The sequence below is a fragment of the Emticicia aquatilis genome, assembly GCF_014644295.1.
Lineage (GTDB): Bacteria > Bacteroidota > Bacteroidia > Cytophagales > Spirosomataceae > Emticicia > Emticicia aquatilis.
In genome coordinates, this window is record NZ_BMKK01000011.1 from 128,040 (window position 1) to 145,396 (window position 17,357).

At 38.4% G+C, this 17,357-nt stretch carries 18 protein-coding genes and 1 riboswitch; of the genes, 9 read left to right on the plus strand and 9 right to left on the minus strand.

From position 1 onward, the window contains the following. Positions 1-17: 17 nt before the first annotated feature. Positions 18-1,541, minus strand: a complete 1,524-nt coding sequence (locus IEX65_RS22220) for an aldehyde dehydrogenase family protein (RefSeq protein WP_188769468.1) — start codon at positions 1,539-1,541, stop codon at positions 18-20. 356 nt (positions 1,542-1,897) lie between these two features. On the opposite strand from IEX65_RS22220, the gene IEX65_RS22225 reads away from it, so the two are divergent. Further along, positions 1,898-2,818 carry an AraC family transcriptional regulator gene (locus IEX65_RS22225; protein ID WP_188769470.1) on the plus strand — a complete coding sequence of 307 codons (921 nt, stop codon included), beginning with the start codon at positions 1,898-1,900 and terminating at the stop codon, positions 2,816-2,818. 59 nt (positions 2,819-2,877) lie between these two features. Here the strand turns inward: IEX65_RS22225 and IEX65_RS22230 are convergent, their stop codons facing one another. Both IEX65_RS22230 and IEX65_RS22235 read right to left on the minus strand, forming a co-directional pair. Beyond that, positions 2,878-3,747, minus strand: a complete 870-nt coding sequence (locus IEX65_RS22230; protein WP_188769472.1) for an alpha/beta hydrolase — start codon at positions 3,745-3,747, stop codon at positions 2,878-2,880. A gap of 69 nt (positions 3,748-3,816) precedes the next feature. Beyond that, positions 3,817-4,296 carry a hypothetical protein gene (locus IEX65_RS22235; RefSeq protein WP_188769474.1) on the minus strand — a complete coding sequence of 160 codons (480 nt, stop codon included), beginning with the start codon at positions 4,294-4,296 and terminating at the stop codon, positions 3,817-3,819. 202 nt (positions 4,297-4,498) lie between these two features. On the opposite strand from IEX65_RS22235, the gene IEX65_RS22240 reads away from it, so the two are divergent. Continuing rightward, the gene (locus IEX65_RS22240) at positions 4,499-5,479 is read left to right on the plus strand and encodes a DUF4382 domain-containing protein (protein WP_188769476.1); all 981 of its coding nucleotides are present in this window, start codon (positions 4,499-4,501) and stop codon (positions 5,477-5,479) included. A 161-nt stretch (positions 5,480-5,640) separates the two neighbouring features. Beyond that, positions 5,641-6,915 (plus strand): DoxX family protein, encoded by a 1,275-nt coding sequence (locus IEX65_RS22245; RefSeq protein WP_188769478.1) that lies wholly within the window; start codon positions 5,641-5,643, stop codon positions 6,913-6,915. Position 6,916: 1 nt separating this feature from the next. Here IEX65_RS22245 and IEX65_RS22250 read toward each other — a convergent pair whose 3' ends face one another. From IEX65_RS22250 to IEX65_RS22275, 6 genes are all read right to left on the minus strand, one after another. Next, the gene (locus IEX65_RS22250) at positions 6,917-7,564 is read right to left on the minus strand and encodes a VOC family protein (RefSeq protein WP_188769480.1); all 648 of its coding nucleotides are present in this window, start codon (positions 7,562-7,564) and stop codon (positions 6,917-6,919) included. Positions 7,565-7,647: 83 nt separating this feature from the next. Then, entirely contained in the window at positions 7,648-8,061 is a 414-nt protein-coding gene (locus tag IEX65_RS22255) for a DUF6157 family protein (RefSeq protein ID WP_188769482.1), read from the minus strand. Between the two features lie 66 nt (positions 8,062-8,127). Next, positions 8,128-8,934: an alpha/beta fold hydrolase gene (locus tag IEX65_RS22260; protein ID WP_188769483.1), complete on the minus strand. Its 807-nt coding sequence runs from the start codon at positions 8,932-8,934 to the stop codon at positions 8,128-8,130. A 48-nt stretch (positions 8,935-8,982) separates the two neighbouring features. Continuing rightward, on the minus strand, positions 8,983-9,672 hold the full coding sequence (locus tag IEX65_RS22265) for a hypothetical protein (protein ID WP_188769485.1): 690 nt from the start codon (positions 9,670-9,672) through the stop codon (positions 8,983-8,985). A 2-nt stretch (positions 9,673-9,674) separates the two neighbouring features. Next, positions 9,675-10,106 carry a hypothetical protein gene (locus IEX65_RS22270; protein WP_188769487.1) on the minus strand — a complete coding sequence of 144 codons (432 nt, stop codon included), beginning with the start codon at positions 10,104-10,106 and terminating at the stop codon, positions 9,675-9,677. Between the two features lie 88 nt (positions 10,107-10,194). Continuing rightward, positions 10,195-11,115 (minus strand): CE1 family esterase, encoded by a 921-nt coding sequence (locus tag IEX65_RS22275; RefSeq protein WP_188769489.1) that lies wholly within the window; start codon positions 11,113-11,115, stop codon positions 10,195-10,197. 152 nt (positions 11,116-11,267) lie between these two features. Further along, positions 11,268-11,358: riboswitch (TPP riboswitch) on the plus strand. 110 nt (positions 11,359-11,468) lie between these two features. Here IEX65_RS22275 and IEX65_RS22280 point away from each other — a divergent pair. From IEX65_RS22280 to IEX65_RS22305, 6 genes are all read left to right on the plus strand, one after another. Next, positions 11,469-12,194 carry a class I SAM-dependent methyltransferase gene (locus tag IEX65_RS22280; protein ID WP_188769491.1) on the plus strand — a complete coding sequence of 242 codons (726 nt, stop codon included), beginning with the start codon at positions 11,469-11,471 and terminating at the stop codon, positions 12,192-12,194. Next, positions 12,194-13,246 carry an AIR synthase family protein gene (locus IEX65_RS22285; RefSeq protein WP_188769493.1) on the plus strand — a complete coding sequence of 351 codons (1,053 nt, stop codon included), beginning with the start codon at positions 12,194-12,196 and terminating at the stop codon, positions 13,244-13,246. Before IEX65_RS22280 ends, IEX65_RS22285 begins: the two co-directional genes overlap by 1 nt. Further along, on the plus strand, positions 13,243-13,854 hold the full coding sequence (locus IEX65_RS22290) for a thiamine phosphate synthase (protein ID WP_188769495.1): 612 nt from the start codon (positions 13,243-13,245) through the stop codon (positions 13,852-13,854). The genes IEX65_RS22285 and IEX65_RS22290 overlap by 4 nt, the downstream gene beginning before the upstream one ends. 4 nt (positions 13,855-13,858) lie before the next feature. Beyond that, positions 13,859-14,125 (plus strand): Trm112 family protein, encoded by a 267-nt coding sequence (locus IEX65_RS22295; protein WP_188769497.1) that lies wholly within the window; start codon positions 13,859-13,861, stop codon positions 14,123-14,125. Positions 14,126-14,245: 120 nt separating this feature from the next. Beyond that, positions 14,246-15,916 carry a GH39 family glycosyl hydrolase gene (locus IEX65_RS22300; protein ID WP_188769499.1) on the plus strand — a complete coding sequence of 557 codons (1,671 nt, stop codon included), beginning with the start codon at positions 14,246-14,248 and terminating at the stop codon, positions 15,914-15,916. 1,147 nt (positions 15,917-17,063) lie between these two features. Beyond that, positions 17,064-17,354, plus strand: a complete 291-nt coding sequence (locus tag IEX65_RS22305; protein ID WP_188769501.1) for a hypothetical protein — start codon at positions 17,064-17,066, stop codon at positions 17,352-17,354. Positions 17,355-17,357: the final 3 nt, after the last annotated feature.

Genomic DNA, 17,357 nt, shown 5'->3' on the forward strand with positions numbered 1-17,357 from the left:
CTTAGACCTATGTATTATCAGAAAAATCCGAGTTTGTTTTTGTCATACGAAATCAACATATTTTTCGTATTACGGTAGTGAGCCAACATCATTTTGTGGTTTTCACGACCAATACCCGATTTTTTGTAGCCACCAAACGGAGCGTGTGCAGGATAATCGTGGTAACAATTTACCCAAACTCTACCCGCCTGCACGGCTCTCGCTACCGTATAGGCTTGGTGCATATCACGTGTCCACACGCCCGCACCCAAGCCATAAAGTGTATCGTTGGCAATCGCAATGGCTTCTGCTTCATCTTTGAAAGTTGTCACGCAAACCACTGGCCCGAAGATTTCTTCTTGGAAAATTCTCATCTTGTTATTGCCTTTGAAAATCGTTGGTTTGATGTAATATCCACCTTCTAAACCTTCGTTATAGGCGGCCGCACCACCTGTCAAAACCTCAGCACCTTCTTCTTTTCCGATTTCAATATAATTCAAGATTTTCTCGTATTGGTCATTTGATGCTTGAGCCCCCATCATGGTTTCTGGGTCGAGTGGGTGGCCAAGTTTAATGGCATTTACACGCTCAACTACACGCTCAATGAACGCATCGTAGATTGATTCTTCAACCAAAATTCTTGATGGACAAGTACATACTTCTCCTTGATTAAGAGCAAACATTGAGGCACCTTCAAGAGCTTTATCAAAAAACTCATCATCGGCATCCATGATACTTTTGAAGAAAATATTTGGTGATTTTCCACCTAATTCCAACGTTACTGGAATGATATTCTTAGAAGCATATTGCATAATTAGCTGACCAGTAGTGGTTTCGCCCGTAAATGCAATTTTATTAATACGTGGACTCGATGCCAAAGGCTTACCAGCTTCGATACCAAAACCATTCACGATATTCAACACACCATTTGGTAATAAATCTTGAATCAATTCGGCCAAAACCAAAATTCCTACGGGCGTTTGTTCGGCTGGTTTCAATACGATACAGTTACCCGCTGCCAGTGCTGGAGCAATTTTCCAAGCAGCCATCAAAATCGGGAAATTCCACGGAATGATTTGTCCAACTACGCCCAGCGGTTCGTGAATAATCAATGAAAGAGTATTGGCGTTTAGCTCAGAAGCCGAGCCTTCTTCGGCACGAATCACACCCGCAAAATAACGGAAGTGGTCAATTGCCAAAGGTAAATCGGCTGCCATTGTTTCACGGATGGCTTTGCCGTTATCCCAAGTTTCGACACGAGCCAAAAGGCTGAGGTTTTGCTCAAGGCGGTCGGCAACTTTCAACAAAACATTGCTACGAGTTGTAGCCGATGACGAACCCCAACTTGGAGCGGCTGCCCAAGCGGCATCTAATGCCAAATTTATATCTTCTTCGGTTGAGCGGGCCACTTGCGTAAATACCTTGCCATCAACTGGTGATGTTACATCAAAATATTCGCTTTTTACGGGAGCAACCCACTTGCCACCGATAAAATTATCATAGTGAGTTTTGAAGCTTGGTTTTTCTACCAAATTACTTTTTTGTGTTGTTACTGCTGACATTGTTTATAGTATTAAAGGTGAAAAATGATAGTGCAAATAAATCTTGTAATAATGATATTGAATGTCATTTTTCTGCTGTCATGTACCACTTTTCTGTCAACTGATTGCACTATTCTATATTCAATTGTACTATCCTATCAATTTGCAGTGTTGGGGCTAATTTAGATAGTTATATTTTTTGTGGAAATAATAATATTAGGTAGGTTTGTTTAGAGTATGCAATACCTGAGAAACTGCTGATGAAAAGTATCACGTAGGGATTAAATATTGGTAGAAAGAAAAACACCACAATTAACCTGATGCCGTTAGGTATCAAACTTATTGAATACATGTATCACCAGTAAAAAGCCGATAATATGATTAATCTAAATACATCTCATTACGAAAGCCGTAAGCTGGTAAGTTTGGTCGAAAACCGAACTGTTCATACACTTAATAGTGCCGAACTGAATATTTTCGAGACACACCAACAAGCATCGCAGGTAATGCTTCGATTCAGCGAACCAGTATTGGCCAGTATGATAAAAGGTAAGAAAGTGATGCACTTAGAAAACACCCATTCGTTCGGTTTTTTGCCAGGTGAGTCGGTGATTTTACCTTCAAACGAACTGATGTGCATTGATTTTCCTGAAGCTGCCGAGTATAATCCAACGCAGTGTTTGGCTTTAGCTTTTTCGGAAGAAAAATTGTGTGAAACAGTAGAATTATTGAATAACCGAGGCACCAAACAAAACGGCAAAGAATGGAGCATGACAGACTATAATTATCATTTCACAAATGATGTAGCCATTAATCAGATTCTCCAACGCCTAATCTTTATTTTCGCTGAAAAACACCCTTCAAAAGATATTTTTGCCGATTTACTGATTCAAGAATTGATTATCAGAATCCTGCAAACAGAATCGAAAAGTATTTATCTGAAAAAAGCTCAACACGACTCGAATAACGACCGTATTTCGTTCATTATCAAATACATACAAGATAACATCACCGAAGATTTATCAGTAGAATTGTTGAGTGAAAAAGCTTACATGAGCGAGTCGAATTTTTATAGAACCTTCAAGCACGAACTTGGTTCATCGCCCAATGATTTTATTATTGAAGAACGCCTAAAAGTTGCCGAAAGCATGCTCCGAAATCCTAAAGTGAGCGTAAAAGAGGCTTATATGGCGAGTGGTTTTAATAGTTTTTCGTATTTCTGCCGAATCTTCAAGAAAAAGAAAAATCTTTCACCGACTGAGTTTAAGGAAAAAGCGAGTGTGATGAAAGCTAAATAAAAAGAGGGGAGATATTTCCCCCCTCGGCAGTTAGTTATGGATGCGTAGTAATTAATATTTTACAGATATTTATCAGCAAATTCAAGCATTTTATCAAGTGTTTCGGATATTTTCCCCCATTCGTGGTATTGCTCAGGATAAAAATGGTACTCGTGTTTGCTACTCATTTCCTGAAGTTTCTGCTGCATTTTTTCTCCTTGTTCGGGTGGTACAGTCGTATCGCTTCCGCCATAAAATAAAATAGTAGCAGGTGATGTTTTTCTTATCTGAAATACTGGGCTTGCCGAGCGATATTCATCAATGGTTTCCTCACTAAAAGGTTGCCCGACGAGCTTAATAATATCGTTGTTCATGCGTCCTTGTCGGAGTCGCTCAGAAGTTAAATCTGCTGGACTCGAAATTCCGCCCACAACCTCCACCAAGTTTTTATTATCAGCCGTATATGAGTAGAGCATTGCCAGATGTCCACCCGCACTAATACCTAAAAGGAAGAATTTTGGCGTAATATTGAGCGATTTAGCATCTTTTTGTAATTTTCTTAGCAATAAGCCAATATCTTCTATTTGCTGCTGATAGGTGATTCCTTTCTGAAAAGTGAGTCTGTAATTGGCGTTAACAATCGCACATTTGGTGCGTTTTTGTCGGAGATTCTCTACAATCGGATTAATAAAACCCTTATCCCCTTCGCTCCAACCTCCACCGTGGAGTAATACAATTACGGGTACTTTAGTAGGCTGATTTTTAGGTAAATAAATGTCATAGTTTTGGAGTTCATTATCTCCGTATTTCTCATTTTTCTTTACCTCGTATTCGATGTCAACCGATTCTTCACCCCGAATCGAGTAATTTTTATTAAATAATGGCACAACATCAATGCTATCGCAGGAACTTAGCAACAGCATAAATCCGATAATAAAATAGGTTCTCATGGTTTTAGTTTTATATAAATCATTTTATAAATACAGATTTACGAATGATTAACGGTTGAATTTATATGGCTATTTGATAGCAATACGGGCGGTAACAGCTACGTCGTCGAGCCATGCTCCTTGATAGCCAATCAGATTGATGGCGGGTTTCCAGTCAAGACTTAAATTGAGCGGAATTTCTCGAAAAGTATATTCAAGGCCTAAAATTCCGTCGGCACCAATAACCGTATGATTGTCGTTATTATCAAACCACGGATTGCCATATCTACCTCCATTTCGCCAAAAACCTACGTGGCCACCAACGCCGTAGTACCAACGCCAGTTGGGAGTCTGAAATGCCGCTTTGTGGATTTCATAAAGCCCCGTAACGTTTATTCCTTGCCACCTCGAATACAAAATACCTTCAACTGCTTCTTTATTATTCATTTTATATTTTACGCTCAGGCCATAGCCGTAGTTGAGCCTTGCACCTATACCCAATTTATATTGGGCTTGAGCGGTTGTTAGAGAAACAATAATCAGAAAAAGACCTACTATTATTTTTTTCATTTTGGGTTATTAATTAGTGATGTAATTTCCCAGTAAAAACAATATGCCATTATTTCTGATGAAATATTTGGGTAATTTTTTTCTTATTATTTGGGTATTTTTTTCTACATAATAGGCCATTTGTAATACAAAATCTGGGTGGAATATTCTTTTTGCCTAAAATAGTAACCCAAAAAGTAGATTTTAACTAAAACGATTGTCCATGAAAACTTTAAAATTAGCCATTGCACTGGTTAGTGTTTTTTTGATGCAAGTAGCTTGCGAAAAACAAAATGAATCTGTAACACCAGTGAGTCAGCAAGACCCCAATGCTCCGAAAGGAGATGTGCGATTAAGCATAACTGATGCCCCGATTGATGATAGCAGTGTAAGTGCCGCCTTTGTGACCATTACTGAAGTAAGATTTGATGGAAAAGTTTATGATGCCTTTAAAGGCCCAAAAACAGTAAATTTATTACAACTCCAAAATGGTAATTCTTTAAGCCTCGGTGATGGGAAATTCCAGACAGGTTCGTTCAGTAAATTGACTTTGGTTCTTGATTATGCCAAAGATGCCAGCGGAAATGCCCCTGGGTGTTATGTTCAGAAAACAGATGGTTCGAAAGAAGCCTTGGCGATTTCGGGAAATGCCCGACAAGAAATCGAAATTACAGCTAAACAATTTGATATTACACAAAATGGCGTAACCGATTTAATGATTGATTTTGATTTACGAAAATCAATTAAAGAAATGAACGCTAACAGTAAAAAAAGCTATGCTTTTGTGACTTATGGCGAATTACAATCTTCTATCCGACTTGTCAATAAAAACACTACGGGAGAAATTGTAGGTAAAATAGATAATTATAATGCCTCTACTAATGGGCAAGTTGTGGTATATGTTTATAAAAAAGGCACTTTTAATCAAAGCACCGAAGTAAAAGGACAAGGCGAAAGCGGAGTAACTTTTAAGAATGCCGTAACGAGTGCGAAAGTTGATGGTTCGGGTAATTTTAAGGCAGCATTTTTGGAAGAAGGTGACTACGAACTACATTTTGCTTCTAACAAAAGCACAACAGGGGCAATCATTGATTTCAGTACATTCTTGAATCTGAATAGCAATATCGCCCTTAATAGCATTGCAGTAAAATCTAATACGCAAGTGAGTTTATCGCTTTCGATTAAAGGATTAATAGGTTTATAAATAGTGTTTAGGTTAGTAAATGGTAAATAGCTGCAACGATTGTGTGCAGCTTTTTCTTTTTTATGGGTGTTTGGGTGAAAGACTAATTGAAAAAGAGATAGAAAATGCTTATATTTTCGACGTTTTCTGACTCAGCACTTTTATCCTAAACCTATAATTCAATGGCAAATACGACTAAATGGTCAGTTGCTCACAAGCTGATTTTCTATTTTTGCTTTTTATTCTTTGGTCTAAATACCTTCCCTTTTCCTTTAGATTTTATCGGAGAACCAGTCTATAATCTAATTGAAAAGTTTTGGACGCCAATCATCAACCTTTTAGGTAATGTATTTTTGGACTTAGATGAAATAACCGTTCGCCCGAATGGCAGTGGCGATACCACTTGGAATTGGCTTCAAGAGCTTGCTATTCTCATTATTGCATCGCTCGGGAGTATCGTTTGGCTGATAGCTGCTCGCAACCGAGCGAATCACGAAAAATTGGTTTATTGGCTCAGAATCTACCTACGTTATTATCTGGCTGCCACCATGCTTTCGTATGGTTTGGTAAAAGTTTTCCCACTGCAATTCGGTACTATTACGACTTATCGCCTCTACGAACGCCTCGGTGAAATGAGTCCGATGGGACTTTTGTGGACATTCATGGCGTACTCGAAGGGGTATCAGTTTTTCGGTGGACTCATGGAAGTTGTAGCAGGTTTGTTACTAATCTTTCGTCGAACCACCACACTGGGTGCATTATTGAGTGCGGGCGTGATGCTCAATGTGTTTATGATGAATTTGTTTTTTGATGTACCTGTCAAGATTTTCTCGTTTTGGTTGATGCTCATAGGTATCTATTTACTTTCGGCTGATGCCAAACGCCTTTGGCAATTTTTTGTATTGAATCAGCCAACGCAAGCTACTCAAGAAATAAAGATTTTTGCCGATAAAAAATGGTTTCGTATAGGAAGAATCGTGCTAAAAGTATTGTTTATTGGAATTACTTTCGTTGCTCAATTTTATAGTAATTGGCAAGATGCTGCACCTATTTCAGCACCGAAATCAGCCATTTATGGGCCTTATAAAGTAGAAAAATTTGAGCGAAATAACGTAGTTTCAGAAACTGATACTTTGCGTTTGCAAGAAGTATTTATCGACCGCCGAGGAGCCACAGATATGATTTATGTAACCAACGAAGAGGGGTTACGTAAACGAGTCAATTTTACACTCGATTCTACTAAGCATATTATTCAAATGAATGACTACGCAGCTCCCATAACCGATACGACTCAATATGCGTTTACTTACACTCTGTCAGATTCAGAAAAGTTATTCTTGAAAGGAAAAATCAAAAACGATTCTATAAAAATATCAATGAAGAAAATGAAACCCAGAAACTTCTTGCTTACTACTCGTGGTTTTCATTGGGTAAATGAAGTGCCTTTTAATAAATAGTTTAGTACAGAATCATTAAACTCAAATCGTCAAAAATTTTTGTTTTGCCTTGTCGGTGCTCATCAAATATAAGTATGAGTGAGGGGGCTTGTTGTGAAACAAATGAAATATTTGCCTGATTTTCAAATGCTTTTAAAAAATTAGCACTTGTATCGTTTGGCAAAAACGAAAACTCAGCTTTCGTAAGGCGACTAATATTATTTGAATGTTCGGTTGGTTCAGAAGTTTTCTTTTTATCACCCTTGAAAGGTAGTCGGAAAGTCCACGGAAGTGAGGGGTTTGTTTCGTTGGTCAAAACATCAATCTTCAATCCTTCAGGAAAATATTCAGGTTGATACTTAGTTGCATCACGAAATAAGGCATCGGTATCATCCGTATTTACCAAACACAAGCCAAGAGGTGAATAAATATTATTAGAAAAATTTGCACGTTCCCATAGTTTAGTGGGCAATATTAAATCACTTTTTATTTCGGTTTCGTTATGTACCCACAAGATTTCTAAGAAAAAATTATCGAAATAAAATTTTCGATTGACAGTACCTTGCCCAGGATGGACTCTGCTACTTCCTTCTGTAAAGCCAAATTCTTCGAGCTTATCTGCTTCGCTGCCATTTGTGTTACTAAAAATAAAGATGTGGTCGATTTCCATGAGCGTTAGTCGTTTATACTACTGAAAACCATAATTTAACAAAAATGTTTATTGGCTTATTAATCAGTAGTGATAGCTTTTATCTATTTATTCGACCGCATCGCTTTATAGACTTTTATCGAATCATCGTTTATAAACTGCTCATATTCAGGGCTTTCGCAACCATAAATGGCAATTTTACCTGCCTCGTTGTGGTGTACGCCCCAGCCATATCGTTTCGTGAGTGGCGATGCCCTAAAACACGCTTGTCCCTTAGAAAAATAAGCGGCACGAGCTTCGGCCAATTCGGCTTCGGTTAAATCATTTTTTTCGGCAAAAACCTGAAACAGTACATCATCGGATGTGTATTTGTAAGGATTTTTCTTCAAAATCTCAAACTGAATATTTGCGATTGATTTTTTATCACCTTTCATTGGTGGCACTTCGCCCATGCTGGCGGGGCAATCGTCGGCTACGGCAATGAAGGCTGTTTCGTAGTTGGTCGTATGTACTTTCATAAGATAACTGATTTTCTGCAAAGAAAAACACACTCACTGACAACCCTATGTCAGTACAAGATATTTTTACTTCAAAAATGCCCGAACTCCCTCCGAAAACTCTTCGGTATTGTAAGTGCCGTTATGATTCCCCTTCACAATTTTGAGCGTGGCGTTCTTAAAATAGGTCTGCAAAACTTCGGGGTCACCATTATCTTTATCTTCGTTTCCTGCAATAACCAACACTGGTTTCTTGAATTTCAGCAACTCACTGGGCGAGGTTACGGGCTGGTATTTTTGCAGAAGTCCCAAAGCCAAAGTGTCGGCATTGATAGATTTGGCGTATTTTACCGCTCCTTGAGCTTCGGGGTATAAGTGATATTTTCCATTGAAGGCGGCCGCAAACATGAGCCTTCTATCCCAATTCGGGTTCGTAAAATGCTGCCCCATTCCGCCCAAGACTACTTGCGAAATTCGCTTGTCTTTCGTCAGTAATTTAGCCGCCACAATTGCCCCACGAGAATAACCTACAACTGCATAAGATTTGATTTTTAGGTCGGAAACAATACCTGCTACATCAGCCGTTTCGATATCGTTTGCATAGAATTTATCTTCGTGAGGTTTATCCGAACGCCCATTTCCACGTAAGTCAGGGACGATTACCCGATAACCATTTTTTACTAAATCCTTGAATAAGGCTGTTTTTCGCCAATTGGCCCCAGTATTGATAAAACCGTGCAGCAAAACGATAGCTTTTCCCGAACCAGTATCGGTATAAGCGATTCTGATTTTGTCGGGAGCTTCGTAATATTTGAAATTTTGTGCAAAGCTACAAGAAGTAAAAAGCAGCACGAAAACCACACCAAAGCTACCAAGTTGTTTTAAGCGTTTCATAGTTTTAATTGAGGTTAAAATAATTTTTAACAATGACAAATTTCTAAATTATTTCTCTCTAATTATCGTAAAAGGCATTTTCTTTACTTTCCCCTCGTGTTTACTGTCAATAACTAACCGTGTATTAGGGGATTCTCTTAGTAGGTTTACCAATAAACCTACTGCCGATGCCGCAGCCAATCCAGCGTTGAGTCTTGTCGGAAATAGAAATGTTCGAGAAACGTCGAGAGCAACATTTCTAATCATTCTATCTTTTACTTCTTTTATATTATAGATTTTATTGGCAAACCCTTCGACTTCAAATACGGTTCCAAGCCTTTCAATTGGAATAAACGTTCCATTTTTTTCATAGTTTAGATAAATACTCTTGCCGTTTGAGTAACCATAATACCAGCTATTTGGATAAAACATTTGCTTTATTTCTTTGTTGGTCGAATCAACACTTACAAGAGTTGGCTCCTTTAAATCATAGACTTTTATGCTTGGCGAATTATTGTTTAGTTCAGCAACTGAGTCATAATTACCTTTTTGTAAGGAATCAGCGTTAAATATTGGAAGATATTCATACGTTTGATTAATTATTTCTAATTTTTGAGCAGGGGTATTTTTTAAAAGATTCTTGAATTTTATTACATTAATTTTGGTGTGAATTTCTTCCCAAAGTAACCAATGTAAAGTCGAAAATTGTTGCTCATCGGTATCTTTCGTTCGTCCAAAATCAGCTCTACCTTCGAGCATTTCTATTCCATCATAAACTTTTGTGTAAGTGTTATCAGTATTTTGACGTAAAGTTCAATATCATAAAAAATCCAAAAACGCTCATGGTCTTCTACTTTTCTTTTGTTGAATTCTACATAATTGACTTTTAATGCCAATGAATATTTAATCTCGTTTTCACCTTTAGGGATACAGTAACCAAGTGTGTTTTTTAAGTTAAACTCAAGAGGTTCGGCAAACTGAACGGTATCTACTTGCTTTTTAGCTTCGTTTAAAATCAGTCCAATATTAGTTTTATCCTTACGTGCATCAATCACTTCGGCTATTTGATAAATACTTGGAAGTCCAAAACGACGATATTTGGCTGGGATTACTATTTGTGAATGGGCAACGTATAGATTTATAATGAAAAATACGAATGTAGTGAGGGAATGACGATAAGGTTTTTGGAACATATAAAATGAAATAAAGTTGTTTTGCTATTTTGAGCAAAAATTTTGCCATGAATAAAATTCATTAATCGCACTTATAAAATCACAAATATCAAGGCAACTGATATTTCTTAAAAAAATCCCAAATGACATCGTTGGCGTTGATAGCTGTTGAAATTTCGTCGGCAGCAGCCCTGGCTTTTTCGCCACTTGGCCACGAGTGTCCGCCATCTTTGGTCAGATAGATTTCTACCGAACTATTGGTGCAGTTTGCCCAGCGAGTAAGGGTATATTTCTCGAAATTCTGCACAGTTTTGGCCGCAGTATTACAAGAATTATTCTTCAACCACGTATTAATTCCCTGCTCAATCGGCGGAATCGTGAAACCAAAAGTGCTTTTTCCACCATTATATGGCACTTTTGTATCTAAAACAGAATGAATGTGCAAAACCGGAACTGGCCTTGATGAAACACATGGTTGAATAACCATTGAGCCAGCTACTGGAGCAATGGCGGCGATTTTATTTGAGAGTTCGCACGCTAACCGATAAGACATCATTGCTCCGTTCGACATTCCTGTTACATAAACTTTCTTACGATTCAAGTTTGGGTAGTTTTTCAAGAGTTCATCAATCAATAAGCTGATAAACTTTACATCATCAATATTCTTTTCTACTGCATAATCGCAGCAAGTACCTGCATTCCACGTTCGAGCTTTCAGTATTCCATCGCTTTGTACACCTTCGGCATAAACAATAGCAAAATTTTCTTTGTTGGCTTTTTCAGTCAGAAAATAGTTGGTCTCCATTTGTGACGCACTACCACCGCCACCATGCAAACCAATAACTAAAGCAACATTAGATGACTCATAATAATTTGGAGGTAAATTGAGCAGATAGGTGCGGCTAAGTCCATCAACTGTAAGTGTTCCGTTGACCCTAAAATCAGATAAAGGTCTTAGTTTATCTCTGAATCTTCCACAACTAAAAAATGTAAATAAGAAGCAAATAATTGAAAGTGAGGCTATTTTCATAAAGTTTTCTTTTGGTGTTTTCTTGCAAAAATTAGACCTTTTCGGTGGCAAAAGGTTTAATTGTTTGATGTCTGATAAAAGACAAAAATAAGAGAGAAATTTTAATCTTCATTTGCTTTGTTTCTTTCGTTTCATCATTACATTTGTAGCATATTTCATGCACGGGGTGCTTTAAAAAGCTGAGATGATACCCGAGAACCTGAACTGGTTAGTACCAGCGTAGGAATGCAGGAGCCAAACAAGATATTCGGGAGGAATAGCCTTTGGTGCTTTGCCTTTTTCTATATACGTTTTGAAACCTCATTTCGAACATTCGGTGCAGAAATGAGGTTTATTTTTTTATCAAAACTACTATGGAAGAATTAGAACTAAGCGAAAAAAGTTTGGTAAAGCCGCCACTCCGAAATTGGCAAGGCCGAAAAGAATGGTTTTTTAACCGTGAACACACCGATACCTACGAACTTTGGTACGAAGGCCGTTACAAACGAGCCGAAGTATGGCAAAAGAAAATTATGGGTAGATTCGTAAAATCTGACCCAAGAATAAAGACACTTCTCGAATTTGGCTGCGGCACGGGCCGTTTTACTCGCTGGTGGAAAGAAATTGGCATTGATGCCTCGGGTGGCGATATTTCGCCTTTTATGCTGGGGCAGGCCGTACATCTTTTTGGCGGAAACTTAGTTTGGGCCGATTCTCACTTTATGCCTTTCAAAGACCATACTTTCGATGCCCTTGCGTTTATCACAACCTTTGAATACTACCGAGACCCCGTGCAGGTGATTCGAGAAGCCGCCCGAGTAGGTAAATACGGCATTGCCTTTGGCATGATGAATCGGAATTCGCCAAAAGTAGTCCGACGAAGAGTGCAAGAAGCCTTTGGCAAAAATCCGTTTTATGTAACTGCTACTTTTTATACGCCTGATATGCTTACCCGAAAAATCCACGAAGCACTCGAAGGGCGAAGCTATACCATTGAGTGGCAAGCAACGGGCTTACCCGAATGGTTTCCTGTGCAAGAATGGCACGTACCTTACGGCGATTTCTTTGGTTTATTCGTACGCTTCAATGATGTGGACTGATGGAAAAAGTAGGAAAAATCAACGAAGAATATTTCAAAAGAGTGATTCTGCCGAATAGCGGTTTTAGTCGAAAAGAAGTATTGGTTGGCCCAAATTTTGGCGTTGATGTGGCACTTATTGAGCTACCCAATAATATGGCAATGGCTCTTACTTCCGACCCTTTGAGTCTGATTCCGACTTTAGGATTGCAGGAGTCAGCGTGGCTTTCGGTGCATCTGATGGCCAATGATATTGCCACTACCAGTTTTTCTCCCATGTATCTACAAACTGTGCTGAATTTACCGACGAATATCAGCGATGCTCAGTTTAGAGAATATTGGCAACACATTGATAGCTTTTGTAAGCAAATAGGCGTAGCAATTACGGGCGGACATACAGGTAGTATTGAAGGACAAAATTCGACTATTTCGGGCGGGGGAACTATGATAACGGTTGCTCCCAAAAAACGGATACTCACCTCAAATAATGCCCAAGTCGGAGATTCAATCATCATGACCAAGCAATGTGCGATGTCATCGGTGGCTATTTTGGCTATGTCTTTTCCCGAAACTATTCGTCAGAAATTAGGTGCCGGAACAGCTCAAAAGGCAGCCGAATTATTTTACGAAACCTCAGTTTTGAAAGAAGCCTCGCTTGTCAATCAGTTAAATACACAAGAAAATGTCGTGAATGCCATGCACGATGTTACTGAAGGAGGTGTATTGGGTGCGGCCTTCGAAATGGCTGTTGCAAGCGGTTTAGGCCTCGAAATAGAAGTTGATAAACTCAATGTTTCGCCTACGGTGAGTGCTGTTTGTGAAGTATTTTCGCTCGACCCTCATTATTGCATTGGAGCTGGTTCGATGATAATTTCGGTTAAAAATCAATACGAAGATTTGGTAATCAATACTTTGCGAGAAAACGCTATTGAAGCCCATGTAATTGGGAGTTTCACTGAGGCATCGGCTGGGCATAGAATCATTGAAAATGGTGAAATAAAACCAATGCCTTACTACGAAACCGACCCTTATTGGTCGGCATTTTTTGAAGCATTTAAACGTGGTTGGAAATGAAAAAAAGTATTTATCTCATCGCCGACCCCGCCATCGAGCAAAGCGTTTTGCTCCATAAAATCGAGATGGCTCTCAAAGGTGGTCTTTTTGCCGTGCAGTTGTGGAATAACTGGCAAAATGTGGCCAATAAAATCGAAATTATTGCAAGCATTCATCAACTTACGCAATTGGCTGGCGTGCCTTTGATTTTAAACGAAGGCCAAGATTGCCTTGATTTACCTTATTTTGAAGGTATTCATCTTGATTTGCCCAATGATAAAATACAAGAATACCGACAAAAACGCCCCAATTTAATTTGGGGACTTACCTGCTCAAACGAAACCGAAAAACTTAGTTGGGCTGAGCAAAATTCGCTCGATTATGTGTCTTATTGTTCGGTTTTTCCATCAAAAACCAGTAATAGTTGCGAACTCGTCAGCTTCGAGACTATTCAGAAAACTCGTCAGTTTTTTAGTAAAAAAGTATTTTTAGCAGGAGGAATTAATCAAAACACAATTCCAAATCTTAAAAATTTATCATTCGATGGCATTGCTTTGGTATCAGCCATTATGGATGCCGAGAACTCAACCGAAGTAGTATTGAATTATTCAGCAGTTTTAAACGATTAAAGTCATGACCAAAAGTTTTTTTGATAAACTATGTTGCCCCTTTGATAAATCTGAACTTTCGATTCAGGTTTTCACCGAAAAAGAAAATAATGTCATTCATGAAGGGCTCATTACTTGCCCTACATGCAAGCGTTTGTATCCAATCATTCACGGAGTGCCGATTATGATACCCGATGCTTACCGTGAGGCTCAACTCGAAAAACCATTTTTTATCAAGTGGAATGATAAATTAAGTCTGGAAGCAAAAGCCAGTTTGATGCTGGAAGAATAATGATGAAAAGCCGAGTGTTGAGCAGATTTTAGACATTCGGCTTTTATTCTTTACCTCAACCGACCTAAACTATCAATTTCCAATTATATTTGTGACTGTCTCTATTCAACCTCCCATTAAATGAAAAAACTACACGTGCTCTTTATGCTCATGGCTGTGTATCAGCTGAGTTTTGCACAAAAAACAACTATCCAAATAGATTTAAATAAAAAAGTTGGCAAGATGTCAACGATGTGGGCGTGGTTTGGTGCCGACGAACCCAATTATGCCTATATGAAAGATGGCAAAAAATTGCTTACAGAATTAAGTCAGCTGAGTCCAGTACCTGTTTATTTTAGAGCCCATAATATGCTTACTTCGGGACACGATACGCTTTCAATGAAGTGGGGTTCGACCAATGTTTATACCGAAGATGCCAACGGCAAACCAATTTATGACTGGACGCTTGTCGATAAGATTTTTGATACTTATCAGCAAAGAGGCATCAAGCCAATGGCACAATTTAGTTTTATGCCCGAAGCTCTTTCTACCAAACCACAACCTTATGAGCATAATTGGAAACCAGGCATGAATTATACCGAAATCTTTAAAGGGTGGACGTACCCGCCAAAAGACTATAAAAAATGGGCCGATTTAGTTTATGCGTGGGTAAAACACTCGGTTGAAAGATACGGCAAAGCCGAAGTTGAAAGTTGGTATTGGGAACTCTGGAACGAACCAAACATTGGCTATTGGAGCGGAACGGTAGAAGAATATTGTAAACTCTACGATTATACCGCTGATGCCGCCCAACGAGCTTTGCCAACCATCAGAATAGGCGGCCCCGAAACGACTGGCCCAAGTTGGAATAAAGCGGCCGATTTCTTGAAAACTTTTCTAACTCACTGCGAATCAGGCACTAATTACGTAACGGGCAAAGTGGGTTCGCCGCTCGATTTTATCACTTTTCATGCCAAAGGAGCTCCAAAAGTTGTGGATGGACACGTACAAATGAACGTAGGTACGCAGCTGCGAGATATTTCGGAAGGTTTCCGAATAGTTACTTCTTATCCGAAATTTAAAAATTTGCCCATCATCATTGGCGAGTCTGACCCCGAAGGCTGTGCGGCTTGTGGCATGAAAACCAATCCATCAAATGCGTATCGAAACGGCACAATGTATTCAAGTTATACGGCTGCTTCGTTTGCTCGAAAATATGCTTTGGCCGATTATTTCAAAGCCAATTTATTGGGAGCAGTGAGTTGGTCGTTTGAGTTTGAAAACCAACCGTATTTTTATGGTTTCCGAGATTTAGCCACCAATGGCATTGATAAACCCGTGCTGAATGTTTTTAGAATGTACGGTATGATGTCGGGCGATAGGGTAGAGGTAAAAGGCAATCAGAATTATACGTTTACGATGGTGCGAGATTCGAGCGTACGTAAAAAAGCCGATATTGATGCCCTTGCGAGCAAAGACCAACACTCGGCGGCGGTAATGGTTTGGCATTATCATGACGATGACCTAAAAGCCGAAGATGCCACAATCGAAGTTGATATAAAAGGTTTTCCTACCCAGCAAGTCAATTTTAAACATTACCGAATCGACAACGAAAATAGTAATTCGTACGAAGTTTGGAAGAAAATGGGTTCGCCCGAAAGTCCAACTGCCGAGCAAATCAGCATCTTAGAAAAAGCAGGGCAGTTGGCTTTGCTCACCTCGCCAAGCTATGTAAAAACTACCAATGGAACGCTAAAGTTAAATTTCAAATTACCTCGCCAAGGAGTTTCGTTATTGAGGTTTGATTGGTGATTTTATTTGCTTAGGAATAAGAAAAGCCGTAGGCTTGATTGATATTGTAGCAACGGATTTTAATCCGTTAAATGATGTAAGCATTGATATTGTTCAAACCTACGGTTTTTAGATGTTTGTTTTGATGATTTCACATCGGATTAAAATCTGACGCTACAAAATTTAGCCAAGCCTTCGGCTTTTGTGTTGAAATGTATTTGAGTTGTAGAAAAATGCCGAAGGCATGATATTATTTCTTCGCCCCATTTGCTTATTATCTTATTGATTTTTCTTGAAGTTAATGAGAGGAGAATATCTCCTCTCTAACCTAATCAATTCATTGGTCATGGAATAAAGTACATTCCACTTCTTCAAGTGAAACACTACTATTTACCTTTAAGAATATGTGTTTTGCTCGGATAAAATAAATAGTCGAGGTATTAAAAAACTAATTTTTAAGGTGGACAAAATTCACTAAAACGTTGACAATTCAATTAATACATTGTATTTAGTAGCATTTTTTGTTGTTGAGAGACTTTTACTGCATAAAACTTCTAATATCGGAAAGGACATTCTATTTAGTAACCTGCATAATGTGGCCTTGAAGAGTAAAGCGTAATCAATTTATTAGGGTATAGAAGAATTGTACCCTAATAAACTTGATTGACTTGTAGCATAGTTGTTTTGGCTTCTATCTACTTCCATGTTTAACTACACGAAAGCATACCATTATTGCTTGATTGCTTGTGGGATATTTCAAATTGGGGGCCTTAATATTGGAGTAAGAAATTTTCTAATCCAATTCACCGTTCATGCACAGCTTAAAATAATCGTATGAATATCCAATAAGACAATCAAAGCAAAAATGATACTGTATTGGGGTACGAGGGTTTGCTCAATAGCAATTGTTTGATGGTACAAAGTAATTTTCATTTACTCTAAAATACTAATTTCGAGAGTGGACAAAACACAAAGAAAAAGTGGACAATTAAGAAAAAAGGCTTTTTGAGCGAATATAAGTGCCGATAATTAGAAGAAAACTTTGAGTATAAGCTACTTAGTAATTACCTACTCACCGTAAAACTTTTTGAAATTTTGTTGGAATTTTAAATAATAATCATTTACTTTGAATTACAAAGTACTTTTAAATATTTAAAAACATAAAATTATGACAGCAAACAACAACCGATTGACGATTATCTTATCAGCCGCTGGGCTTCTATTATTATTGCCTTTAGTGGCTATGCAATTTACAAGCGAAGTAAATTGGACACTCTCAGATTTCGTAATAGCGGGCATTTTGCTATTCGGAACAGGAGGACTGATTGAATTGGCTATCCGAAAAATCAATCAAGTCAGTCTAAGAGTTTGGGTGATTTTAGGAATCTTATTGGTATTATTTTTAGTTTGGGCCGAATTGGCCGTTGGAATCTTCGGAACGCCATTTGCTGGAAGCTGATTC

Coding starts and splice junctions, on each gene's coding strand:
- IEX65_RS22220 (WP_188769468.1), bottom strand. CDS start 1,541: ATGTCAGCAGTAACAACACAAAAAAGTAATTTGGTAGAAAAACCAAGC.
- IEX65_RS22225 (WP_188769470.1), top strand. CDS start 1,898: ATGATTAATCTAAATACATCTCATTACGAAAGCCGTAAGCTGGTAAGT.
- IEX65_RS22230 (WP_188769472.1), bottom strand. CDS start 3,747: ATGAGAACCTATTTTATTATCGGATTTATGCTGTTGCTAAGTTCCTGC.
- IEX65_RS22235 (WP_188769474.1), bottom strand. CDS start 4,296: ATGAAAAAAATAATAGTAGGTCTTTTTCTGATTATTGTTTCTCTAACA.
- IEX65_RS22240 (WP_188769476.1), top strand. CDS start 4,499: ATGAAAACTTTAAAATTAGCCATTGCACTGGTTAGTGTTTTTTTGATG.
- IEX65_RS22245 (WP_188769478.1), top strand. CDS start 5,641: ATGGCAAATACGACTAAATGGTCAGTTGCTCACAAGCTGATTTTCTAT.
- IEX65_RS22250 (WP_188769480.1), bottom strand. CDS start 7,564: ATGGAAATCGACCACATCTTTATTTTTAGTAACACAAATGGCAGCGAA.
- IEX65_RS22255 (WP_188769482.1), bottom strand. CDS start 8,061: ATGAAAGTACATACGACCAACTACGAAACAGCCTTCATTGCCGTAGCC.
- IEX65_RS22260 (WP_188769483.1), bottom strand. CDS start 8,934: ATGAAACGCTTAAAACAACTTGGTAGCTTTGGTGTGGTTTTCGTGCTG.
- IEX65_RS22265 (WP_188769485.1), bottom strand. CDS start 9,672: ATGCTCGAAGGTAGAGCTGATTTTGGACGAACGAAAGATACCGATGAG.
- IEX65_RS22270 (WP_188769487.1), bottom strand. CDS start 10,106: ATGTTCCAAAAACCTTATCGTCATTCCCTCACTACATTCGTATTTTTC.
- IEX65_RS22275 (WP_188769489.1), bottom strand. CDS start 11,115: ATGAAAATAGCCTCACTTTCAATTATTTGCTTCTTATTTACATTTTTT.
- IEX65_RS22280 (WP_188769491.1), top strand. CDS start 11,469: ATGGAAGAATTAGAACTAAGCGAAAAAAGTTTGGTAAAGCCGCCACTC.
- IEX65_RS22285 (WP_188769493.1), top strand. CDS start 12,194: ATGGAAAAAGTAGGAAAAATCAACGAAGAATATTTCAAAAGAGTGATT.
- IEX65_RS22290 (WP_188769495.1), top strand. CDS start 13,243: ATGAAAAAAAGTATTTATCTCATCGCCGACCCCGCCATCGAGCAAAGC.
- IEX65_RS22295 (WP_188769497.1), top strand. CDS start 13,859: ATGACCAAAAGTTTTTTTGATAAACTATGTTGCCCCTTTGATAAATCT.
- IEX65_RS22300 (WP_188769499.1), top strand. CDS start 14,246: ATGAAAAAACTACACGTGCTCTTTATGCTCATGGCTGTGTATCAGCTG.
- IEX65_RS22305 (WP_188769501.1), top strand. CDS start 17,064: ATGACAGCAAACAACAACCGATTGACGATTATCTTATCAGCCGCTGGG.